18 protein-coding genes, 1 tRNA gene and 1 pseudogene are annotated in these 22,135 nt (G+C 61.8%); 7 read left to right on the top strand and 13 right to left on the bottom strand.

Annotated features, from left to right (window positions below):
- Window positions 1-7 precede the first annotated feature (7 nt).
- Window positions 8-730 carry a copper homeostasis protein CutC gene (locus tag F2982_RS07075; protein WP_203429655.1) on the top strand — a complete coding sequence of 241 codons (723 nt, stop codon included), beginning with the start codon at window positions 8-10 and terminating at the stop codon, window positions 728-730.
- A 6-nt stretch (window positions 731-736) separates the two neighbouring features.
- On the opposite strand, the gene F2982_RS07070 is transcribed toward F2982_RS07075, so the two are convergent.
- From F2982_RS07070 to F2982_RS07040, 7 genes and pseudogenes are all read right to left on the bottom strand, one after another.
- Window positions 737-1,756 carry a zinc-binding alcohol dehydrogenase family protein gene (locus F2982_RS07070; protein WP_203429654.1) on the bottom strand — a complete coding sequence of 340 codons (1,020 nt, stop codon included), beginning with the start codon at window positions 1,754-1,756 and terminating at the stop codon, window positions 737-739.
- Window positions 1,757-1,816: 60 nt separating this feature from the next.
- Window positions 1,817-2,791, bottom strand: a complete 975-nt coding sequence (locus F2982_RS07065; RefSeq protein ID WP_203429653.1) for an ABC transporter permease — start codon at window positions 2,789-2,791, stop codon at window positions 1,817-1,819.
- A 28-nt stretch (window positions 2,792-2,819) separates the two neighbouring features.
- Window positions 2,820-4,372 (bottom strand): annotated as a pseudogene (locus tag F2982_RS07060) (sugar ABC transporter ATP-binding protein).
- A gap of 121 nt (window positions 4,373-4,493) precedes the next feature.
- Window positions 4,494-5,480, bottom strand: coding sequence for an ABC transporter substrate-binding protein (locus tag F2982_RS07055; RefSeq protein ID WP_203429652.1), 987 nt, complete (start codon window positions 5,478-5,480; stop codon window positions 4,494-4,496).
- Between the two features lie 210 nt (window positions 5,481-5,690).
- Entirely contained in the window at window positions 5,691-6,137 is a 447-nt protein-coding gene (locus F2982_RS07050) for an RbsD/FucU domain-containing protein (RefSeq protein WP_130279144.1), read from the bottom strand.
- Window positions 6,138-6,146: 9 nt separating this feature from the next.
- On the bottom strand, window positions 6,147-7,166 hold the full coding sequence (locus tag F2982_RS07045) for an aldo/keto reductase (RefSeq protein ID WP_203429651.1): 1,020 nt from the start codon (window positions 7,164-7,166) through the stop codon (window positions 6,147-6,149).
- A gap of 33 nt (window positions 7,167-7,199) precedes the next feature.
- Window positions 7,200-8,702, bottom strand: a complete 1,503-nt coding sequence (locus F2982_RS07040) for an altronate dehydratase family protein (protein ID WP_203429650.1) — start codon at window positions 8,700-8,702, stop codon at window positions 7,200-7,202.
- A 228-nt stretch (window positions 8,703-8,930) separates the two neighbouring features.
- On the opposite strand from F2982_RS07040, the gene F2982_RS07035 reads away from it, so the two are divergent.
- Window positions 8,931-9,827, top strand: coding sequence for a GntR family transcriptional regulator (locus F2982_RS07035; RefSeq protein WP_199626107.1), 897 nt, complete (start codon window positions 8,931-8,933; stop codon window positions 9,825-9,827).
- Window positions 9,828-9,830: 3 nt separating this feature from the next.
- Here F2982_RS07035 and F2982_RS07030 read toward each other — a convergent pair whose 3' ends face one another.
- The 4 genes from F2982_RS07030 to F2982_RS07015 all read right to left on the bottom strand — a co-directional run bounded on the left by F2982_RS07030 (window position 9,831) and on the right by F2982_RS07015 (window position 13,686).
- Window positions 9,831-11,321 (bottom strand): MDR family MFS transporter, encoded by a 1,491-nt coding sequence (locus F2982_RS07030; RefSeq protein ID WP_203429649.1) that lies wholly within the window; start codon window positions 11,319-11,321, stop codon window positions 9,831-9,833.
- A gap of 194 nt (window positions 11,322-11,515) precedes the next feature.
- Window positions 11,516-12,361 carry a hypothetical protein gene (locus tag F2982_RS07025; RefSeq protein WP_199626109.1) on the bottom strand — a complete coding sequence of 282 codons (846 nt, stop codon included), beginning with the start codon at window positions 12,359-12,361 and terminating at the stop codon, window positions 11,516-11,518.
- 169 nt (window positions 12,362-12,530) lie between these two features.
- Window positions 12,531-12,606, bottom strand: a tRNA-Thr gene (locus F2982_RS07020).
- Between the two features lie 120 nt (window positions 12,607-12,726).
- Window positions 12,727-13,686, bottom strand: coding sequence for a nitronate monooxygenase family protein (locus F2982_RS07015; RefSeq protein WP_203429648.1), 960 nt, complete (start codon window positions 13,684-13,686; stop codon window positions 12,727-12,729).
- Window positions 13,687-13,940: 254 nt separating this feature from the next.
- Here F2982_RS07015 and F2982_RS07010 point away from each other — a divergent pair, with 254 nt between their 5' ends.
- Entirely contained in the window at window positions 13,941-15,149 is a 1,209-nt protein-coding gene (locus F2982_RS07010; protein WP_112713552.1) for a regulator, read from the top strand.
- Between the two features lie 9 nt (window positions 15,150-15,158).
- Here the strand turns inward: F2982_RS07010 and F2982_RS07005 are convergent, their stop codons facing one another.
- Both F2982_RS07005 and ppk2 read right to left on the bottom strand, forming a co-directional pair.
- A complete protein-coding gene (locus F2982_RS07005) occupies window positions 15,159-15,581 on the bottom strand; it encodes a hypothetical protein (protein ID WP_148194478.1) in 423 nt (140 codons plus the stop codon).
- A gap of 8 nt (window positions 15,582-15,589) precedes the next feature.
- Window positions 15,590-16,471, bottom strand: coding sequence for a polyphosphate kinase 2 (gene ppk2 / locus F2982_RS07000; RefSeq protein ID WP_203430023.1), 882 nt, complete (start codon window positions 16,469-16,471; stop codon window positions 15,590-15,592).
- Between the two features lie 238 nt (window positions 16,472-16,709).
- Between ppk2 and phoR the strand changes: the two genes are divergently transcribed.
- From phoR to pstA, 4 genes are all read left to right on the top strand, one after another.
- Entirely contained in the window at window positions 16,710-17,930 is a 1,221-nt protein-coding gene (gene phoR, locus F2982_RS06995) for a phosphate regulon sensor histidine kinase PhoR (RefSeq protein WP_203430022.1), read from the top strand.
- A 199-nt stretch (window positions 17,931-18,129) separates the two neighbouring features.
- Window positions 18,130-19,164, top strand: coding sequence for a substrate-binding domain-containing protein (locus F2982_RS06990; protein WP_112713544.1), 1,035 nt, complete (start codon window positions 18,130-18,132; stop codon window positions 19,162-19,164).
- 159 nt (window positions 19,165-19,323) lie between these two features.
- Window positions 19,324-20,805 carry a phosphate ABC transporter permease subunit PstC gene (gene pstC, locus F2982_RS06985; protein WP_203429647.1) on the top strand — a complete coding sequence of 494 codons (1,482 nt, stop codon included), beginning with the start codon at window positions 19,324-19,326 and terminating at the stop codon, window positions 20,803-20,805.
- Complete coding sequence (pstA, locus tag F2982_RS06980) at window positions 20,802-22,124, top strand: phosphate ABC transporter permease PstA (RefSeq protein WP_203429646.1); 1,323 nt, start codon at window positions 20,802-20,804, stop codon at window positions 22,122-22,124. The genes pstC and pstA overlap by 4 nt, the downstream gene beginning before the upstream one ends.
- The last annotated feature ends 11 nt before the right edge of the window (window positions 22,125-22,135 follow it).

The following is a 22,135-nucleotide window of genomic DNA, read 5'->3' as shown; positions in this document are numbered from 1 at the left end:
ATGAGAGATGCCGGTTTTGCTTGAAGTATGCGTCGACAGTGCCAAAGGCCTTGCCGCCGCAGTCGAAGGCGGCGCCAACCGCATCGAGCTCTGCTCTGCTCTCGAAGTCGGCGGCCTGACCCCGGTCGCGGGCATGATGAAGGCCGCAGCGGCAGCACCAATTCCCGTCTATGCGATGATCCGCCCGCATGCCGGCCCGTTCATCTTCGATGCCGCCGACGAAGCGGCGATGATGGCGGATATCGATGCCGTCAGGGCTTTCGGCCTCGCCGGCGTCGTCATCGGCGCCAACCGGCCCGATGGCACGCTCGACATGCCGCTCATCCATCGTCTCAAGGCGCATGCCGCGGGCCTCGGCTCGACGCTGCATCGCGCCTTCGATCTCGTTCCGGATGCCGACGCGGCGCTGGAGCAGGCGGTCGAGCTCGGCTGCGAACGCATCCTCACCTCGGGCTGCGTGCCGAAGGCGATGGATGGTCTGGAAACCCTGAAGCGTCTTTCCGCCAGAGCGGCCGGCCGCATCTCGATCATGCCGGGAAGCGGCGTGCGCCCGTCGAATGCCGCCGAAATCCTGCGTGCCACGGGCGCCCGGGAAATCCATGGTTCCTGCAGCTCGCCGGTCGCGCGCGTGGACCCGCGCGCCGTTGCCTTCGGCTTCGAAGCGCCGAGCGCCAATCAGACGGATACTGCAGTTGTCAGGCAGATGCGCCAGGTCATCGACGCGATCTGAGCCGGATCAGCCTGCGACCTTGATGACGGCCTTGATCAGGCCGCTCTTCTCATGCGCCCAGCGGGCAAGATCCTGCGGCGCATCGGCAAGCGTCGTGCGGTGGGTGATCAGCTTCTCGACCGGGACGAGACCCTTGGCGATCGAATCTGCCACATGCTCGAAATCGACGCGCGTCGCATTGCGGCTACCGATCACCATCATTTCCCGCTTGTGAAATTCGGGATCGGAGAAGCGGATGTCGTCCTTGACGACGCTGACGAGCACCAGTGCGCCGCCATGGGCAACGAAACCGAAGGCCTTCTCCATCGATGGCCCGTAGCCGGTCGCATCGAACACCACGTCGAAACCATCGCCATCCGTCACGGCCTTGACCGCATCGGCAACCGCCTCATTCGCAACGATGCCCGACTGGAAGTCGAAACGCTCGGCCGCCATCTGCAGCCGTTCGGCGCTGGTGTCGAGCAGCGTCACCTCATGACCTGCAATTCGCGAGAAGATTGCGGCACCGAGCCCAATCGGCCCGGCACCGATGACCAGGGAGCGAGAGCCCGCAGGCGCCATTGACCGGCGCACGGCATGGGCGCCGATCGCCAGGAATTCGACCGTCGCGGCTGCCTCGAGGCTCAGCCCCTTGGCGGCGTAGAGATTGCCGGCCGGGACCGTGATCTCTTCGCAGAAGGCGCCATCGGTGTGGACGCCGAGAACCTTGATGTTGGTGCAGCAGTTCGGCTTGTCCTTGCGGCAGGCAACGCAGCTTCCGCAGGAGAGATAGGGATTGACGATGACAGGCGTGCCCACCGCCATCGCCACGCCGTCGCCGGCTTCGATGACGGTTGCCGAAATCTCGTGGCCCATGATGCGCGGATACTCGAGGAAGGGATGCTTGCCTTCGAAGATGTGGTAGTCCGTGCCGCAGATGCCGACATGGCTGACCGCCAGCCGCACCCAGCCGGGAGCGGGCGTGCCGGGGGAAGGGCGCTCGACGGTTTCGAGCACGCCGGGCTTCTGGCAAAGCACTGCTTTCATCTTGGTTCTCGCATTCTGAAATGAAGAAGCCGGCCTCGCGACCGGCTTCATGTCGTTGTCTTAGACGCTCCGGCGGCGGCGCAGCTGGTCGAAATAGACGATCACGATGATCAGCAGACCGGTTATGATGCGCTGCCAGAAGGAGTTGACGTTCAAGAGGTTGGCGCCGTTGTTGATGGTCGCCAGAATGAAGGCGCCGATCAGCGGGCCGTGAACCGAGCCGACAGCACCAAAGAGCGACGTGCCGCCGATAACCGACGAGGCGATCGCCTGCAGCTCCCAGCCATCAGCCTGTGTCGCGTTACCAATGGCGATACGCGAGGCGAGCAGCACGCCGACGAAGGCGGCGAAGGTGGCCGAGAGGATGTAGGCGAGGAAGATCATCCGGTTGACGTTGACGCCGGAGAGGCGAGCGGCTTCCGCATTCGAGCCGACGGCGAAGAGGTAGCGTCCCCAGCGGCTGAGATGCAGAAACACGAAGCTCGGCACCGCAACAAGGATAACCATCCAGAACAGGCTCGGAATACCCAGTAAGTCGGCGCGGGCGAAATTCGAGAAGTCTTCGTTGACGATGTTGATCGACGAGCCGTTGGTGATCAGCAACCCGACGCCGCGCAGCGACGTAAGCGTCGCCAGCGTGATGATGAAGGGCGGCAGGCCCATCTTGACGATGCCGAAGCCGTGGAACGTGCCGATCAGGACGCCGAACAGCAGCGTGATCAGGATCGCTGCCCACACCGGCACCCCTGCCTGCAGCAGCCAGGCGATGATGACGCCGGCAAAGCCGACGATGGCGCCGACCGAGAGGTCGATACCGGCGGTAATGATTACGAAGGTTTGCCCGAGCGCCAGAATTGCTGTCATCGAGCCCTGCCGCAGCAGGTTGCTGATGTTCAGCGGCGTCCAGAAGCTGGCGGTGAAAATTCCGAGCATTAGCCAGAGGAAGAGCAGCAGGCCGATCAGCGTCAGGCCGAAGAGGATGTTGACCTTGCGGCGTGGTGGCGGCGGTGCAATTTCGGTGGGGGTTGCAGTCACTGTTCTCTCTCCCTCTTATTCTTCTTGCTCAGACGCCGATCGCTTCGCCAAGCACTTCTTCGTGCGACGCCGCGTGGAAATCATGGCTGGCGACAAGCTTGCCGGCGCGGAACACGTGCAGCCGGTCAGCGAGCTCGTAAACCTCAGGCAGGTAGGAGGAGATCAGGATGATGCCCGCGCCTTCCTTCAGAAGTTTGGAAAACAGCCGGTAGATCTCCGCCTTGGTACCGACGTCGACACCGACGGTCGGCTCGTCGAAGATGAACAGCCGCGCGCCATGGCTCAGCCACTTGCCGATGACGATCTTCTGCTGGTTGCCGCCGGACATGCTGGAGGCATTGACGCGGCGGCTCGGCGTCTTGATGCTGAGATCGCGGATCTGCTTTTCGGCGTTGGCCGTTTCGACACTGTGGTTGATCACCGGACCGCTGCTCAGCCGCTTGAAGACCGGCAGATTGATGTTGAGACCGATCGGCAGGTTGAGGCAGAGACCCTGGTCACGGCGGCTTTCTGGCGCCAGGGCGATGCCGAGGTCCATGGCGGCGCGCTCGTTCTTGATGTCGACCTTCTTGCCCATCCAGTGGATTTCACCTGCAGTCGTCTTCTCCGGCCGTAGAGCCCGAGCGCGAATTCGCTGCGTCCGGCGCCGATCAGGCCATAGAGGCCGACGATCTGCCCTGCCTTGACGCTCAGCGACACGTCCTCGAAACCCGGTCCCGAGAGACCGCGCACTTCGACGATCGTCTCGCCGATCGGCACTTGCTCCTTGTGATAGATCTGCTCGATCGAGCGGTTGATCATCAGGGCGATCAGTTCATTCTCGTTGGTCTCGCCGATCAGCCGGGTGCCGACATGCGTTCCGTCGCGCAGCACCGAAACCCGGTCGGCGAGCTCGAACACTTCTTCCATGCGATGGCTGATATAGACGATCGTCACGCCTTCGGCCTGCAGACGGCGGATCAGCTTGAAGAGCTGTGCCGATTCCTGGCGCGTCAGATAGGCGGTCGGTTCGTCGAAGATCAGGAACTGCGTGCCGCGCATTGCCGCACGCGCTGTCGCGACCAGCTGCTGCTGGCCGATTGTCAGATCGCTGAGCAGCGCACCAGCAGGCAGGCCAAAGCCAAGGTCGTCGAGCACGGTCTGCGCCATGTTGACCATCTGCCGCTTGCGCATCAGGCCGAATTTGTTGACCTCGTCGCCCAGAAAGAGGTTGGCCGCAACAGTCAGGTGCGGGCAGAGCACCACTTCCTGGTGAACGGCGTTGATGCCGCGGGCGATCGCCTCATTCGGCGACGACAGGCCGACCGGATGGCCGCACCAGAGAATTTCACCGGCGGTTCTGGTGATGACGCCGGTCAGAAGCTTGATGAGGGTGGATTTTCCGGCGCCGTTTTCGCCGACGATCGCATGAATCTCGCCGGCCAGAAACGTCACTGTCGCTGGCTTCAGCGCCTGGACGTAGCCGTAATTCTTCTGCAATCCCTTGAGTTCCAGAATGGGCGAACCTGCCGGAATACGGCTTGCCTCTTTCAGCGTGGCACTGTCATCGTGGCGATGACTGACCTCTTCCAGTCCGTCCATGGACCTCTCCTCCCATATGCGAATTCCGGTCCTCCACCGTCGCCCGCTCTCCATGTGCGGACGATAACACAGGTGAAGAAAAGGCCGCGCGGAATTTCTTGCGCGCGGCCTCGACTGAAGATTACTTGATCTTCGGGTTCAGAAGAGCGTCGATCTTCGGTTCAGCCATGTTGGCCTTGGTCACCAGATTGGCGCCGGTATCGACGTTCTGCTCGACCTTCTCGCCCTTGGAGACGGCCAGCGCGGTCTTGATGCCGTCGTAACCCATGCGATAGGGGTCCTGCACCACGAGACCGGCAAGTGCGCCGTCCTTCAGGAAGCCGACCGTCTTGTCGTCGCTGTCGAAGCCGATGACCTTGACCTTGTCGCCGAGCTTGTTTTCAGCAATCGCCTGACCGACGCCCTGTGCCATGATCAGGTTGGACGCGAAGACGCCAACGATGTTCGGGTTGGCAGTGATCAGGTCGGTCATCATGTTGAGGCCGGTGGTTGCCTGACCGTCAGCATACTTGTCGGCGATGACCTTGAGGCCCGGATACTTGGTCTTGACCTGATCGAGGAAGCCTTCGCGGCGCTGTTCCAGCGAGCCGGCGCCGGCGATGCTGGTGATGATGGCGATTTCGCCTTCTTCCTTGCCGGTGGCGCCCTTGATGGCAGCGGCCAGACCGTCTGCGGCGATGCGGCCGCCCTGGACGTTGTCGGTGGTCAGGAACGACTTGAAGGCCTTGGAGTCAGCGCCGGAGTCGATACCGATGATCGGAACGGACTTTGCAGCTTCGTCGATCGGCTTGCCGAGCGCTTTGAATTCGGTCGGCGAGATGACGACAGCGGCCGGCTTGCCGGCAACGGCGTTTTCGAGGATGCTGATCTGGCCGTTGACGTCGGATTCAGACTGTGCGCCGAGTTCCGGTACCTTGACGCCGAGATCGGTGCCGGCCTTGCGGGCGCCGGCCAGAACGATCTGCCAGTAGAAGGACGTGGTGTCCTTGACGATGATCGGGATCGTCACTTCGGCAGCGAAGGACGGCATCGGCATTGCGGTGGCGATAAAGGCTGCGCCTGCGAGAGCGCTAAATGCCCGGCGCGACAGGATGGACTTCATGCTCATTTGTGGGTTCTCCTCCCAAGTTGCGTTCTCCTCCAGGAAACCAGACCGCTGAACGCAGGCGGACGATTTTTATCGATAAAAAACATTTGCCCGATGAAGCTAGCTGAGGCTTTTTGAAATTGCAAGTGGGGCAATTCCGCCTTTCTGCTTCTTTGAATCCTCCATAAGGTTCTGTTTTTACATCAATTCAAAGCTTGTCTAAAGTTACCGCTAGCCGCGATAGACCTCTTCCGGAAGGACGACGCCTTTCTTCAGGATCAGATTGCCGTAGAGCCGGAATTCCGTTGTCGCGACGATATAGGCGGCCTTGCGCGAACGCTCGTAGAAGGCGAAGCGCTCCAGCGTGGCGATGCGGAAGTCGCCGGCCTTGCGGTCGACGATCGCCTGGAACTCCTTGCAGACCTCCGGCACGGCGGCGGCATCACCGACCACTTCCATGCGCCAGGCGCTTTCCGGCACAAAGGTATCGAGAGGGAAATGCGTCAGGATCGCCTCGGCCATATCGGTCGCCGAAACGCCATCGGCGCGGATCATTTCCGGCCCCATGCTGGCCGACGGAAAGTTGGCGTCGGCGATGACGATCTCGTCGCCATGCCCCATCCTGGCGATCGCCAGAAGCAGATCGGGGCTGAGGACGGGATGGATACCCTTGAGCATGCTTCACTCCTAAACGCGGACGGCGTCGCTGCCCAAGGGCTTGGCGACCAGCGTCTGGCTTTCGAATTCTGGATAGATGCTGTCCGGCAGGCGCGGCTCGAAGAGCTGCATGTTGCGGTCAACGCTCGATGCCTTGGCGGTGCCGATCAGCACCGACGAGACGATCGGGTCGCGCAGCGGAAACTGCAGGGCAGGCGCAGCAAGCGGAACGCCGTGGCGCTTGGCGATCTCTTCCATGGCGTTCACCTTGGCGGCAACGTCAGGCGTCGGCGCCATATAGTCGAAATGCGCGCCAGGCACCGCCCCTGTCGCCAGGATTCCGGAATTGAAGACGCCGCCGACCACGAGGCTGGTGCCCTTCTCGCGGCAAAGCGGGATCAGTTCGGCAACGGCAGAGCGGTCCAGCAGGGTGTAGCGCCCGGCCATCAGGATGACGTCGATATCGGCGTTGCGCATCACATCGAGGCAGACGGGCACCTCGTTGACTCCGAGGCCGAAAGCCTTGATTGCGCCGCTGGATTTCAGCTGCTCCAGCGCCTTGATGCCGCTGTCGAGGAATTGCTTCATGTAGACGGCATTCTTCGCCGCCCCATGCGTATAGCCGCCGATGTCGTGGACATAGAGAATGTCGATGCGGTTGAGGCCGAGGCGCGCATAGCTGAAATCGACGGAACGCATGATTCCGTCATAGGAATAGTCGTAGTCGGCATCGAAGGAGAGCGGGTCGACATAGCTGTAATCAGGCACGGTGCCCGTCGGAACCGGGCGCAACAGGCGCCCGACCTTGCTCGACAGCACATAGTCATTCTCCGGCTTCGCCCGCAGGAAATCGCCGACATAGCGCTCGCCGAGGCCGAGGCCATACCAGGGCGCGACGTCGAAATAGCGGATATCAGCCGACCAGGCGGCTTCCAGCGTTTCCATGGCCTGGTCGCGCGGGCAGGCGCGGTAAAGGCCGCCGAGAGCTGCGGCGCCGAAACTGATTTCGGTCACCTGCAGATCCGTCTTGCCGATTCTCCTCGTCTTCATCATTCCTCCTCTGAAGACTTGTGCAGCTTTATATCAGAGCGTTGCTCCGAGATGCCACGGCACGAATTCGTTATCGCCGTAGCCGAACTCTTCGCTCTTGGTCTTCTTGCCCGATGCGGTGTCGATGATCAGTTCGAAAATCTCGCGGCCCTTGCCGGAGATCGTCGCGTCACCCGATGCGATCGTGCCGCAGTCGATATCCATGTCCTCTTCCATCGCCGCATAGAGCGCCGAGTTGCTCGACAGCTTCAGCGACGGGGCCGGACGACAGCCGAAGCAGCTGCCGCGGCCGGTGGTGAAGGCGATCATGTTGGCGCCGCCGGCCACCTGGCCGGTTGCCGAAACCGGGTCGTAGCCGGGCGTATCCATGAAGACCAGGCCGGATGCGGTGACGCGCTCGGCATATCCATAGACGGCCGTCAGCGGCGAGCGACCGCCCTTGGCGACTGCGCCGAGCGACTTCTCGAGAATGGTCGTCAGACCGCCACGCTTGTTGCCGGGCGAGGGGTTGTTGTCGAGCGATGCGCCATGCAGGCCGACATATTTCTCCCACCAGACGATCTTTTCGTCGAGCTTTCTGGCCACATCATCGCTGACGGCGCGGCTGCGCAGCAGGTGTTCGGCGCCATAGATTTCGGAGGTCTCGGAAAGAATGGACGTGCCGCCCGCCGCCGCCAGCAGATCGGCAGCAACGCCGAGCGCCGGATTGGCGGTGATGCCCGAAAAGCCATCCGAACCGCCGCACTGCAGGCCGATGATGATGTCGCTGATCGGCAGCGCCACGCGCCGCTCCTTGCCGACATCGGCAGCGATCTCGCGCAGCATGCCCATGGCGCGTTCGACGGCGCGGCGCGAGCCACCGGCATCTTGAATGTTGAAATGGCGCTTGGTGTCACCGGCGCCGCTCTGGCCGTATAGCGTCAGCTGGTTGACCTCGCAGCCGAGGCCGATCATCAGCACGCCGCCGAAATTGACGTGGCGCGTATAGCCGGCAAGCGTCCGGTGCAGAACGGCCATGCCGTCGCCGGTCGAGCTCATGCCGCAGCCCTGATCGTGAACGATCGGCACGAAACCGTCGATGCCTTCGTAATGCGGCAGGATGGTCCGGTTCGCCTCGTCTGCGATCGCGCGGCAGACGGTGGTGGAACAGTTCACGCTGGCGATGATGCCGATATAGTTGCGGGTGGCGGAGCGGCCGTCGGCGCGCTTATAGCCCATGAAGGTGCGCGCCTTGTCTTCGGCGGTCGCCGCTTCCGGCGCGGAATTGGCGGTGGCCGCCAGGCGGTCGTTCTCGAAATGCAGATTGTGGCTGTGAACGTGATCGCCAGCCTTCACGTCGGCGGTCGTGCGGCCGATCGCCTGTCCGTACTTGACCACGGCGCCGCCGGACGGGATATCGGCGATGGCGACCTTGTGGCCGGGGTCGATCTTCTGGCGCGCGGCAACGCCGGCGACGATGGCTCCGGGCTCGATCGCCGCCGTTGCGACGGCAACGTTATCTCCGGCCGAAAGGATGAGCCAAGGCAGTTTATCCAATTTACTTCTCCCTGAGGAAACGCTCGCTGCATCGGCGAAATGCGCATTGATTTTGTTTTTTATCTACAATAAACATTTTCAAGTCAACGGGAATATTGTTCCTGTGGACGAGGGAGGCAAACAGCCGCAAGCGATCCAGAATAATATAAGGATTGCAATAGATAAGCTCCCGGCGCACCGGCCGCACCATCGCGTGCGCCGATAGCGGACGGGCAGGAGCGGGGTCGCATGGCAAGACAGAATACAGTCTTCAAGGAAGCATACAATCGCTATGCCGCCGCATTGCGTCCGGAGGCCGCACTTCCGTCGGAGCCTGAAATCGCGGCCCAGCTCGGGATCAGCCGCAGCACCGCCCGCGCCATCCTCACGAGGCTGAGCGACGAGGGCATCATCCGCTGGAACAAGCGCCAGAAAGTGGTGCTCCGCGCCCCGACCGCCAAGGATCTCTTCCCCTCCGAGGAAACGGATTCACTGCACGACATCATCGAGCGCAGCTTCATGCAGCGCATTCTCTCGGATGATGCGGCGCCGGGCATGCAGATCAACGAGCTCGAGCTTGCCCGCGAGATCGGCACCGGCACGACCAGCGTCCGCGAATTCCTGATCCGCTTCTCCCGCTTCGGCCTGATCGAAAAGCGCCCGAACAGTCACTGGATCCTGAAGGGCTTCACCCGCGAATTCGCTCTGGAGCTCGCCGACGTGCGTGAGATGTTCGAGCTGCATTCCGCCGCCGATTTCGGCAGGCTGCCTAAGGATCACGCGGCCTGGACCGATCTTGCGGCGATCAAGCAGGATCACCTCGACGTGCTCTCCGACATGGACCAGCGCTACAAGGAATTCTCCGCCCTCGACGAGCGCTTCCACCTGCTGATCCACCGCGCCTCAAAGAACCGCTTCATCGCCGATTTCTACGACGCGATCGCCATCATCTTCCACTATCACTACCAGTGGAACAAGGCAGCCGCCCGCCAGCGCAACGAGCGCGCCATTCACGAGCATCTCGATTATATCGCCGCCCTTGAATCAGGCGATCAGGCCCAGATCGATTTCTCCGCGCGTCTGCATCTGCGCTCGGCCCGCCAGACCCTGCTGCAATCGCTGCCGCAGAATCCGGCCGAAGCCTGACTGTTAATGTGAGGCCGCCTCGCTGGCGGGAACGCTGGTGGTCTTGCGGCCATGGTGGCCGACCGGGATCAGCCAGGTCGAAATCAGCGTCATGACGGCGACGACAACGATGCCCCAGAAGCTCCAGTGCAGCGACGCATCGAAGATGCCGCGGACGACAGAATCGCCCGCAAGCTCCGTCAGCCCCGTCGGCTGGTTCAGGACATTGTGCAGGTTATCGGCGGTATCGCCGCTCGCATAGTGATTGATACCGGCATTCAGGATCGCGCCGAGAACCGTGGCGCCGAGCGTATTGCCGAGGCTGCGGGCAAAGATGATCGACGCTGTGGCGCTGCCGCGCATCGACCATTCGACGCTGTCCTGCACCAGCGCGATGCTGGTGAGATTGATGAGCCCCATGCCGAAGCCCATGAAGAAGGAACCGGCGCCGGCGACGATGGGCGAACTGTCCGGTGTCAGAAACAGGAGGAAGAGCGCGCCGAACGGGAAGAGCAGGCTGCCGAAGCGCAGCGTGTTGCGGATGCCGAAAGCCTTGAACAGCTTGCTCGACATCATCACCGACAGCGGCCAGCCGACGACGAGCATCGTCAGCGTGAACCCGGCAACGATCGGCGAACGGCCGAGTACGCCCTGGATATAGACCGGCAGAATGGTGGAGAGGCCGATCAGCGCCATGCCGGCGAGCAGCATGCAGATATTGCTGGTCGCCACGAGGCGGCGGCTCCAGAGCGCGATCGAGATGATCGGTTCCGGCGCGCGCTTTTCCTGCCAGAAGAACAGGGCGCCCGAGACGATGAAGACGGCCGCAAGCGACAGCAGGATCCACGCTTCGGCATCCGTCTCGGTAAGGATGACCAGCAGCGCGATGATTGCGATCGAGAAGAGGATGGAGCCGAGATAATCGATGCTCGCCTGCTTGTGCGCCACGGTTTCCTTGAGGAACAGCGAGAAGGCGATGATCGAGAAGATGCCGATCGGCAGGTTGATCCAGAAAATCCAGGCCCAGGAGATATTGTCGACGATGATGCCGCCGGCGAGCGGCCCGACGACCGCCGATGTCGCCCAGACGGTGGCCATGATGCCCTGAACGCGGCCGCGCTCCTCCAGCTTGAAGAGGTCGCCGATGATCGTCATCGTCACCGGTTGAATGGCGCCGGCGCCGAGCCCCTGCAGCAGGCGAAACAGGATGAGCGAGGTCATCGACCAGGCGAGGCCGCACAGCAACGAGCCGATCAGGAACACGACGATGCCGGCGATCAGCACCGGCTTGCGGCCGAAGATATCGGAAAGCTTGCCGTAGATGACAGTCGTCGTCGATTGCGCCAGCAGGAAGGCCGAAAAGACCCAGCTGTAATAGGTAAAGCCGCCGAGCTGTCCGACGATGCGCGGCATGGCGGTCGCGACGATCGTGGCTTCGATCGCCACCATGAAGGTGGCAAACATGATGGTCGCGACAACGAGAACGCGGTTCGAGCGCTGGGCCGTATCAGACATGACTTACCTTTCAGGATGCTTCGCGGCAGGCCGTCAGAGGGCGGCTCGGCAGAAGGGGGCAGTGCCGGCGCGAAGTGCTGCTTTGGTTTTTAGGCCCTAGCTGCTGCTGCTGTAAAGGTAATTATCCGTACAGTTACAAAAGCCCGGCCGCCGCAGCGTTGGTCTCGCTGCGGCGGCCGGGAATGGTTTCAAGCTTAGAACGACGAGCCGCGCCAGATCGGGCCGTTGCCCTCTTCGTCCTTCAGGCTGCTCGAGCCGAAGTGATAGCGCATGCCGACGAGGAAGTTGTTGGCGATGTCGCTGTCGCTGCCGAAGCCGTCGACAGAGAGCTTGGCATGCTCGAAGCGATAACCGGCATAGAAGGAAACCGGCGTGCCATCCGGCCGGTAATTGCCGATCGCCGAGATCTTCCAGACATCGGCCGTCTCGACATCGTCCTGATAGCGGTCGAACGCAACTTCGGCATCGGCACGGATATTGTCGGTGAAGAAGTAACGCATGCCGGCGCGGCCGGCATAGTGATCGTAGTCGAACCCGCCGATATCGGTCGTGCCAAGGCCGGCCTGGCCATAGATGGTCATGTCGGTGCCGAGCCATGCGGCTTCCAGGCCGCCGAGATAGTCGCGGGCTGTCGTATCAGGCAGGAAACGGGATTCAAACCGTCCCGTCTGGCCGAAGACGCCGACCGCATAGTTGCTGTCCGGCCGGTAATAGACATGCAGCGTGCCGCCGATATTGTCGTTCCAGCCGAATTCCTGGAGATAGGAATGCGCATAGTCGGCATCCGCCTGCAGGTTAAGCCCGGTGTCGGAGCTCGCATTCATCGATCCGCGCAACCGCCACGAGTGGCTGTCGAGATCCGTATCCCGCGAAGACCCAGCCTCGAAACCGCCCTCGACATAGCCGGTAAAGCGGCTCGCCGTCGCCGGCGTCGTTGCCGGTTCATCTAGCAAAAACTTCGGCACCATCACGTCGTTGGGCGCCAGATCAGCAGCCAAAGCGCCCTGCGCCGCAAGCAACGAAATGCCCGGACCCAACATCCAAGCCGCCAAAACCTTCATCGAAGCAGTCCCCCAGTAATCAAAACTGGCAAGACCGTATCAACCAAGGGTTAACCATGTATTTCAATCATTGCGTAATCAAACAAAAACTGAACAAAGCCATAGGCTGTAGTTTTTGCGAAGGGCAAGGGTGCGTCGGGAGGGAGAATGGTGCCGCTTACGTGACTCGAACACGTGACCCCATCATTACGAATGATGTGCTCTACCGACTGAGCTAAAGCGGCAATCCAGGCGGGCGAAGCGTTCGGCCCGCGATTTGCATGGCGCTGATACAGGCATTGTTTGAAGATTTCAAGCGCCGTCTGATCGCTTTGGTAAAAAAGAACGGCGCTGTGGAAATCCGTTCAAAGCGAGAGGCGGGTGCGGGCGCCGTGGTACTCGCTCTCGAGGCGGCCGACCAGCTTGGCGACTGGCTCGACGGCCTTGATGGCGCCGATGCCCTGGCCGCTGCCCCAGATATCCTTCCAGGCCTTGGCGCCGCCGACGGCCTGTTCGAAGTCCATTTTCGAGGGATCGGCAACCGGCAGATTGTCGGGATCGAGGCCGACGGCCTTCACCGAAGGCTTCAGGTAATTTCCGTGCACGCCGGTGAAATAGTTGGAATAGACGATATCGTTGGCGGCGCCCTCTACGATGGCGTTCTTGTAAGCGTCGCTGGCGCGAGCTTCTTCGGTGGCGATGAAGGGGGTGCCGATATAGGCCATGTCGGCGCCCATCGCCTGCGCCGCCAGGACCGCACCGCCATTGGCGATCGCGCCGGCCAGCAGCAGGGGCCCGTCGAACCATTCACGGATTTCCTGGACAAGCGCGAAAGGTGAAAGCGTGCCCGCGTGGCCGCCGGCGCCCGCTGCCACAGCGATCAGCCCGTCTGCGCCCTTGCGGATCGCCGAGTTGGCATGGCGGTTGTTGATGACATCGTGGAGCACGATGCCGCCATAGGAATGCACGGCGGCATTGACCTCGGGAACGGCGCCGAGCGAGGAGATGACGACCGGCACCTTGTATTTCACGCAGAGCCTGAGATCGTGCTCAAGGCGCTTGTTCGACATATGGACGATCTGGTTGACGGCGAAGGGGGCTGCTGGTCTGTCGGGATTGGCGGCATTATGGGCGGCGAGATCCTCGGTGATCATTGCCAGCCACTCGTCGAGTTGGCTTTCGGGGCGGGCGTTGAGCGCCGGAAAGGCGCCGATCACTCCTGCCTTGCACTGCGCCAGCGTCAGCGCCGGATGCGAGATGATGAACAGCGGCGAGGCCACGACCGGCAGGCGCAGGTTCTTCGTCAGGATTTCGGGCAGGGCCATGAGATCACCATCAATTGACGTTTACGGAAGCGTCAATTTGATAACAGAGTTCCATCGCGCCGAAAAGGCCACCCAACTGGGCAGGCTACCGATTTCGCGATTTTCGGATATTCTGAAAGGCAGCGTTTTCCCCTGCCGATCGGCCGGGCGGCGCGCCGGAGGCTTGCGGTTTGGCGCTGTTGCCGCTACCGGATTTTGTTAGGCATTTGTAAAGATTTGAGCGGAATGCCGGTTTCAAGAGTGAAGGATCGCACGTGAGCGGATTAGAAACGGCCATCAGAACTGCGCTTGGCAATTCCGATCGCGACAATCCCGAGATCCGCGCCAGAATCTATCAGTCTGCCCGCCAGGCGCTGGAAGCGGGGCTGCGCAAGCAGGACATCACCGACCGCGAGGCGATCGCCCATCACCGCCACCGCCTGGAAACCACGATCCACATGATCGAGGCCGAGGAGCGCGAGCGCATGCATCCGCGCCAGGGGCCGCCGGAAGTGCCGGTTCCGCCGGTCGTCGATGTTCCCGAGCCCGTCCATCACCAGGTTGAGCCGGAAGCCCCGGCGCCGGAACTCGCTGGCGAGACCCGCTATGCCGAAGAGCCGCGCCGCGCCTATGACGAGGCCAGCCTCGATGGCGTGCATGCCGGCGAGGCCGATCATCTGGGTGCAGCGCCCGCTGCCGAAGAGAGCTTCGCCGCCGAGCGCCGGGCGCCGTCTGCCGCCGCCAATATGGATTTCCGCCCGGAAGGAGCGGCCAAGCGCCGCAAGCCGCGCAAGATCTTCTCGCGCCTGCTCGTCTGGTGCGTGCTGATCGCCTTCGTCGGCACCGGCGCCTGGTGGGCGCACAAGTCCGGCCTGCTCTTGACGGCGCAGGAGCGTGACACCAGCGTCGCCAATCCGCCGGCGAGCACCCAGCCCGAAGATTTCGACGGCAGCGACAGCCAAACCGCCGACAATAACAATAATGCCGGTACGCACACCGATCAGCCGGTGACGATCGACCCGCAGAACAGCTTCTCGGCTGCCTGGATCGAAGTCTTCAAGGCCTCGGATGCCGGCAAGATCGAGAACGGTGCCCAGGCGCGCACCGAAAACATCACCGAAAATGACGAGGCGGCCGTCCGCCTGATCTCGCAGAGCAACGGCGCCGATGGCAATATCGCCATTCCTGTCGCCGCCGATGTACTACAGCAGCTGGCGGGCAAGTCCTCGACCATCGCCATTACCCTACAGTCGACGAGCGATGAGCCGACGCAGATCACCGTCGAGTGCAATTTCCAGACGCTCGGCAATTGCGCCCGCCATCGCTTCAGTGTCACGCGTGAGAAGTCGGATGTGCTGGTTCAGGTGAATTTCGACCGTTCGCTGGCGCCGAGCTCTGCCGGCAAGCTGCTGATCAACAGCGATGTCGACGGCAAGGCTCGCGGCATCAACCTCTACGCCGTCCGCATCCTGCCGGGCCAATAAGCCGACGCGTCAGGTGCCGGGTGCCTGGCTGAGCAGAATCGAGAGGTCCTGCGGCGTATCCTCGACGATGCCGTCGAAACCGCAGCTTTCGCGCACGATCAATGCTGGAGCGCCATTGGTCAGTTTCAGGCCGACGATGACGTTGTTGTAGCCATCCCAGATTTGCGGCGCCGGTTTGTAGCGCCGTTCCCAGCGCGCTTCGATCACGGGTGCCGCAAGCGGCTTGCCTGATAGTACCTGCTCGATTTCCAGGCGGAACAGCGCATCCTTCTGCTCGGGACGCGCCTGATAGCCGACGACCTTGGCGCGGACGATCGCATCCGAGCGGTAGAGCACGCTGTAATCGACATCCTGCAGCAGCACGCAGGCCTGCGCCTCAGCCGCCAGCCCCATCATCACGAGTAGTCCGCCGATTACAGCCGCAGGCCGCATCTTCACTCCTATTTCAGAAAGCCCGGACCCCAGCCGATGATCTTCTCATCCAGCTCGCCGATCGCCTTCTCGTCCTTGCCGTCATAATCCATCGTCTTCAGCATGTGACGGATGAGATTGAGACGGGCGCGCCGCTTGTCGTTGGCGCGGATGACGGTCCAGGGCGCTGCGTCCGTATGCGTTGCCTTCAGCATCCGGTCGCGCTTGTCGCTGTAGTCGCCCCATTTCGTCAGTGCCGCGATATCCATGGAAGATAGCTTCCAAACCTTGAGCGGATCGTGCCGCCGGTCATGAAAGCGCTTCAGCTGCATTTCGCGGCCGATATCGAGGTAGAACTTGAAGAGATAGATGCCCTCATGGGCGATGACCTTTTCGAGCAGCGGCGCCTGCTCGAGAAAATCCTCGTATTGCTTCGGTGTGCAGAAGCCCATGACCGGCTCGACGCCGGCGCGGTTATACCAGGAACGGTCGAAGAGCACGAATTCACCGGCCGTTGGAAACTGCGCGATATAGCGCTGGAAATACCACTGCCCGAGCTCGCGGTCGTTCGGCTTGGCGAGCGCGACGACACGCGCAAGGCGGGGGTTCATCTTGCCGGAGGAGGCCGAGATCGCGCCGCCCTTGCCGGCCGCATCGCGTCCCTCGAACACCGCCATGACGCGCTTGCCGGTCGCCTGCAGCCAGAACTGCACCTTGACGAGCTCCACCTGAAGCTTATCGAGGTCTTCGAGATACTCTTCTTCCTTCAGCTTCTTCTTGTAGGGAAAGTCGCCGGATTCGAGTGCCTTTTCGTCGATCCAGGCAGGCAGCACCGGATCGTCCACATCGAAGACGCGCTTCTTGCCTCTGATATCCAGTTCGACTGCGCGGCTCTCGACATCTTCGGCCATCATTTCCTCCCGGCGCTTCGGCTTCTGAGCAGGCGATCATATTTCGCGTTAAAAATCAAATTGCTCGCCGCGGTATGAAAATAGTTGTGTGTTTCCACTGCGGCTTTTTCGCTTGGTGGAAGCAGTCGAAAACTTCTGTCATGAATCACGGCTATCAGGCAAAGTTTGAAGCAATGATTGCGACTGAAAGCCGGGCGAGGGGCAAGTGGAAGAGGAAATGCCGTGGACATCGGGGCTGATGGCCCGCATCAGGCAGGAACGCCCCGTGCTTCTCGCCGCTCTGGTCATCGGGCTGGTGGCGCTGGTCTCGGGGATGAACAAATGGGGCGTGCTGGCGCTTGTCATCCTGATGCTGCTGGTCGTCGTCATGAATGCCGAACCGGCAGTGCAGGCCAAGCTTGCCGAAATTCCTGAGCCTGAGCCGGAAGCGCCGAAGAGCCGCTTGCCTGAAGTGGCCGCCACGCTTGCCGGGCTCGATATCCCCGTCATGGTTCTCTCCGGCGATGCCTCGGTGCTGTTCCAGAACCGCGCGGCCGAAAAGGCCTTCGGCGAGATGATCATCGGTGCGCATCTTTCGGCGCGCCTGCGCTCGCCCGGCATTCTCGACATGGTGCGCGAAACGATCGCCACCAATGCGCCGAACCAGATCGAGCATTCCGAGCGGCTTCCTTCCGAACGGGTCTATATCGTCCGCAGCGCCCCGATCGATCTCGGCGAGGGGGAGGGTGGCGAGCGTTTCTTCATGCTCTCCTTCCGCGATATCTCGGAAGTCCGCCGCATCGACCGTATGCGCTCGGATTTCGTCGCCAATGCCAGCCACGAGCTGCGCACGCCGCTCGCCTCGCTGCGCGGCTTCATCGAGACTATCCAAGGTCCGGCCAAGAACGATGCCAAGGCGCAGGAACGCTTCCTTGGCATCATGTTCGACCAGACGACCCGCATGAGCCGTCTCGTGGACGATTTGCTGTCGCTGTCGCGGCTTGAGTTGAAGTCGCATATCGCGCCCGATGAAAAGGTCGATCTCGTGCCGCTGCTCGGCCATGTCCGGGATTCCCTGCAGCCGCTGGCGAAGGATGTCGGCGTCGAGATCAATCTCAATCTGCCGGAAGGCCGGGCGGAGGTGTTGGGTGACCGCGACGAACTGGTGCAGGTCTTCGAAAACCTGATCGAGAACGCCTGCAAATACGGCCAGGAAGGCAAGACGGTCGACGTCTCGATCAAGAACGGCCAGGGCCAGCCTGTCGAAGTCACCGTCGCGGACCGCGGACCCGGCATCCCCGCCGAGCATGTGCCGCGCCTTACCGAGCGCTTCTACCGCGTCAATATCGAGGACAGCCGCTCGAAAAAGGGCACCGGTCTGGGGCTTGCCATCGTCAAGCATATCCTAACCCGCCATCGTGCACGGCTGATCGTTAAGTCCGAGGTTGGCAAGGGAACGGCCTTTACCGTGCGGTTTTGACATAAAGCCGCAACACACCCATTACATCGAAAAATTTTATCTATGAATTTCAGTATTTTAGACTGTCACAAATGTTTCATCAAAGTGACATAAAAGCTCTGTGCATCAGGGGCTAAAGAGTGGCTGCCGATGAAAAAAGGCAATGCGAGGGCCCTGGGGGGCCTGCCCACACAAAGCCCAATGCCGGGAGATTTTTCTGATGAACACGCTTAAACTCACCGTTGCCGCTCTCGCCGCAACCGTTGCTTTTGCAGGCGCTGCAGCCGCTCGCGACCAGATCCAGGTTGCCGGCTCGTCCACCGTTCTGCCTTACGCCAAGATCGTTGCCGAGTCCTTCGGCGAAACCTTCACCAACTTCAAGACGCCGGTTGTTGAATCCGGCGGCACGGGCGCTGGCCTCAAGGAATTCTGCAAGGGCGTCGGCGAAGACACGATCGACGTTGCCAACGCTTCGCGTCCGATCAACAAGAACGAAATGGAAGCCTGCAAGGCTGCGGGCGTAACGGACATCCAGGAAGTCAAGATCGGTTATGATGGTATCGTCTTCGCAACCGACGCTTCCAACCCCGACGTCGCTTACGTTCCGGAAGACCTCTACAAGGCTCTGGCCGCTCAGGTCGTCGTTGACGGCAAGCTCGTTGCCAACCCCTACAAGAAGTGGTCGGAAGTCAACCCGAAGCTCCCGGCTGTTGATATCGCTGCCTACATCCCGGGCGAAAAGCACGGCACCCGCGAAGTCTTCGAACTGAACGTTCTCGCTGCAGGCTGCAAGGCTTCGGGCGCTCAGGAAGTTATCGCCAAGGAAATCACCGACAAGGCTGCTCAGGCCAAGGCTTGTGTTGCAGTCCGTAAGGACGGCGCTGCAGTCGACATCGACGGCGACTATCCGGAAACGCTGGCACGCATCGCTGCCAACAAGACCGGCGTTGGCGTCTTCGGTCTCTCCTTCTACGAAAACAACGCTGACAAGCTCAAGGTCGCGACCATGAGCGGCATCGTTCCGTCGACCGAGACCATCTCGAACGGCACCTACCCGGTTTCCCGCCCGCTGTTCTTCTACGTCAAGAAGGCACATCTCGGCGCCGTCCCGGGCCTGAAGGAATACGTCAACTTCTTCGTATCCGACCAGATGATCGGCCCTGACAGCCCGCTCGTCGAATACGGCCTGGTTGCTGCTCCGGACGCCGAGCGCGAAGAAATCCGCAAGGCCGTCGAAGCCGAAAAGACCATGTAATGCATAAGCCGGCGCGGCATCAGGGGGTGCCGCGCCGGTTTTCTAATGACAGTACCCTTGCCGCTGCATGGCAAGGTTTTGAGTTTGTCCATGATTGGGAAGCTGTGCGGGGACATCGCCGCATATGCTCTTGGGGCTGAGCGCCTGGGGACGTAAAGAATGAGCACATCCATTATACTCTTGTGTCTCGTGGTGTTCGGCGCGCTGGCCTATGTGGCCGCCCGCAGCCGTGCCACGGCGCTTGCCGGGGGCAAGTCTTCCGCGCTGCATTCGCGGCCGGGTTACTACGGCGCCTATGCCGCCATCTGGGCCGTCCTTCCGGCCCTCGTCGTTCTCTGTGTCTGGCTCGCCGCCAGCCCGGGCATCATCGAATCCACCGTCCGCAACGCCTTCCCTGAAGATGTGAAGGCCAAGAGTGCTGCCGAGCAGGACTTGAGCTACAGCATGGTCGCCACTATCGGCCGCGGGTTCAATCTGCTGACGGCTGACGAGCTCACCGCGCTCGGTGCCGACACCAAGGCCGTCCAGGCCAAGCTCAACGAAAAGGGCGTTCCGCTCGCCGGCGAGCCGCAGCCCTACATGCTGGACGCCGCCAAGCTGCTGAACGCCGAAAGCGCTGGCAGCCGCCTGATCATGAGCGCCATCGTGCTGGTGCTTGCCGTTGCCGGTGCGCTCTATGCGCTGCGCGGCATCACGCCCCGCTTCCGCGCCCGTAACCGCGTCGAGCGCGTCATGCTCTGGGGTCTGCTCCTGGCATCCTCGATCGCCATTCTGACGACGATCGGCATCGTTCTGTCGATGCTGTCGGAAGCCCTGCGCTTCTTCGCCAGCGTCCCACCGCTCGAATTCTTCTTCGGCACCGTCTGGGATCCGCGCTTTGCCGGCGCCGGCAGCTCGTCGGAAGGCCAGTTCGGTCTCATCCCGCTGCTGCTCGGCACGCTCTATATCGGCTTCGTCGCCATGCTGGTCGCCGTTCCGGTCGGCCTGTTTGCGGCGATCTACATGGCCGAATATGCCTCGCCGAAGCTTCGCTCGCTGGCAAAGCCGCTGCTCGAAGTTCTGGCCGGTATCCCGACCATCGTCTACGGCTTCTTCGCCCTCGTCACCGTCGGCCCGTTCCTGCGCGATCTTTCCTCGCAGGTCAGCGGCCTCCTGACGGGCAACTACACGAACTTCATCCAGGCACAGAGCGTTCTGACCGCCGGTATCGTCATGGGCATCATGCTGATCCCATACGTCTCCTCGCTGTCGGACGACATCATCACCGCCGTGCCACGTGCCCTGCGTGACGGTTCGCTCGGCCTCGGTGCCACGCGCTCCGAAACCATCAAGAAGGTAGTGCTTCCCGCTGCTCTCCCGGGCATCGTCGGCGCACTGCTGATGACCGCCTCGCGCGCCATCGGCGAAACCATGATCGTCGTGCTTGCAGCCGGTGTTGCCGCCCGCATGCAGATCAATCCGTTCGAGCCGATGACCACTGTGACCGTCAAGATCGTCAACCAGCTGACGGGTGACCTTGAATTCACCTCGCCGCAGACGCTCGTCGCCTTCGCGCTCGGCATCACGCTCTTCCTGATCACGCTTTGCCTCAATATCTACGCGCTCTACATCGTGCGCAAATACCGGGAGCAGTACGAATGACGAATATCGCTTCTCCGGTTTCCGGCACTCTCGTATCCAAGGCGCCTGCGCGCCGGGACATCGGCATCAAGCGCCGCTATGCCGCCGAACGCCGCTTCCAGGCCTATGGCATTGCCGCAATCTCCTTCGGCTTGATCTTCCTGGTCATCCTGCTGTCGACGGTCATCCGTCAGGGCTACACGGCCTTCCAGCAGACCGCGATCTCGCTGCCGATCGAGTTCACCGAAAAGACGATCGATCCGAGCAACAAGCGCGCGACCGATCCGTCCGTCCTGATCGCCGCCAATTACGGCGCCCTGCTGCGTGACGCCATCGTCAAGCAGCTCAACATCAACGCATCGAGCCGTCCCGACGTGCGCGATGCCTCGGCGATGCTCTCCAAGGGCGCTCCGATCCAGCTGCGCGACATGGTCGTCGCCGACCCGTCGATCATCGGCAAGACGATCAACGTCACGGTTCTGGCCGACGCCAATGTCGACAGCGCCAACAAGGGCCAGATCGATCTGAGCGTCGATGAGAAGAACCGCAAGGTCAACGACAAGCAGGTTGGCTGGATGAACGAACTGAAGTCGAGCGGCGCTCTCTTCAAGCAGTTCAACACGGGCCTCTTCGTCAACGGCAATTCCAGCCGTCCTGAAGCCGCCGGCCTCGGCGTTGCCCTCATCGGCTCGCTCTATCTGATGGCGATCGTTCTTGTGCTGTCGCTGCCGATCGGTGTCGCCGCCTCGATCTATCTCGAGGAATTCGCACCGAAGAACCGGCTGACGGATCTCATCGAGGTCAACATCAACAACCTGGCTGCGGTTCCCTCGATCGTCTACGGTCTGCTCGGTCTCTCAGTGTTCATCAACTTCATGGGCATGCCGCGCTCGGCCTCGCTGGTCGGCGGTCTGGTGCTCACGCTGATGACGCTGCCGACGATCATCATCGCGACGCGTGCGGCTCTTCGCGCCGTCCCGCCGTCGATCCGCGCGGCCGCTCTCGGTCTCGGCGCCTCGAAGATGCAGATGGTGTTCCACCATGTGCTGCCGCTCGCCATGCCGGGCATCCTGACCGGCACCATCATCGGCCTGGCGCACGCGCTCGGCGAAACCGCGCCGCTCTTGCTGATCGGCATGGTCGCCTTCGTCGCCAATGCACCGGCCACGCCTCTCGACCCGTCCACGGCGCTCCCCGTCCAGGTCTACATGTGGGCCAACGAAGCCGAACGCGCCTTCGTCGAACGTACGTCGGGTGCCATCATCGTCCTTCTCCTGTTCCTGATCGTCATGAACCTAGGAGCCATCCTCTTGCGCCGTCGCTTTGAGCGCCGCTGGTAAACGGAGTAAAA

Origin of the sequence: Rhizobium sp. BG4 (assembly GCF_016864575.1) — a bacterium.
Classification (GTDB): Bacteria; Pseudomonadota; Alphaproteobacteria; order Rhizobiales; family Rhizobiaceae; genus Rhizobium.
This window is presented reverse-complemented; position numbering and strand designations above follow the sequence as displayed.

Coding starts and splice junctions, on each gene's coding strand:
- F2982_RS07075 (WP_203429655.1), top strand. CDS start 8: ATGCCGGTTTTGCTTGAAGTATGCGTCGACAGTGCCAAAGGCCTTGCC.
- F2982_RS07070 (WP_203429654.1), bottom strand. CDS start 1,756: ATGAAAGCAGTGCTTTGCCAGAAGCCCGGCGTGCTCGAAACCGTCGAG.
- F2982_RS07055 (WP_203429652.1), bottom strand. CDS start 5,480: ATGAGCATGAAGTCCATCCTGTCGCGCCGGGCATTTAGCGCTCTCGCA.
- F2982_RS07050 (WP_130279144.1), bottom strand. CDS start 6,137: ATGCTCAAGGGTATCCATCCCGTCCTCAGCCCCGATCTGCTTCTGGCG.
- F2982_RS07045 (WP_203429651.1), bottom strand. CDS start 7,166: ATGAAGACGAGGAGAATCGGCAAGACGGATCTGCAGGTGACCGAAATC.
- F2982_RS07035 (WP_199626107.1), top strand. CDS start 8,931: ATGGCAAGACAGAATACAGTCTTCAAGGAAGCATACAATCGCTATGCC.
- F2982_RS07030 (WP_203429649.1), bottom strand. CDS start 11,321: ATGTCTGATACGGCCCAGCGCTCGAACCGCGTTCTCGTTGTCGCGACC.
- F2982_RS07025 (WP_199626109.1), bottom strand. CDS start 12,361: ATGTTGGGTCCGGGCATTTCGTTGCTTGCGGCGCAGGGCGCTTTGGCT.
- F2982_RS07015 (WP_203429648.1), bottom strand. CDS start 13,686: ATGGCCCTGCCCGAAATCCTGACGAAGAACCTGCGCCTGCCGGTCGTG.
- F2982_RS07005 (WP_148194478.1), bottom strand. CDS start 15,581: ATGCGGCCTGCGGCTGTAATCGGCGGACTACTCGTGATGATGGGGCTG.
- ppk2 (WP_203430023.1), bottom strand. CDS start 16,471: ATGGCCGAAGATGTCGAGAGCCGCGCAGTCGAACTGGATATCAGAGGC.
- phoR (WP_203430022.1), top strand. CDS start 16,710: ATGGCCCGCATCAGGCAGGAACGCCCCGTGCTTCTCGCCGCTCTGGTC.
- F2982_RS06990 (WP_112713544.1), top strand. CDS start 18,130: ATGAACACGCTTAAACTCACCGTTGCCGCTCTCGCCGCAACCGTTGCT.
- pstC (WP_203429647.1), top strand. CDS start 19,324: ATGAGCACATCCATTATACTCTTGTGTCTCGTGGTGTTCGGCGCGCTG.
- pstA (WP_203429646.1), top strand. CDS start 20,802: ATGACGAATATCGCTTCTCCGGTTTCCGGCACTCTCGTATCCAAGGCG.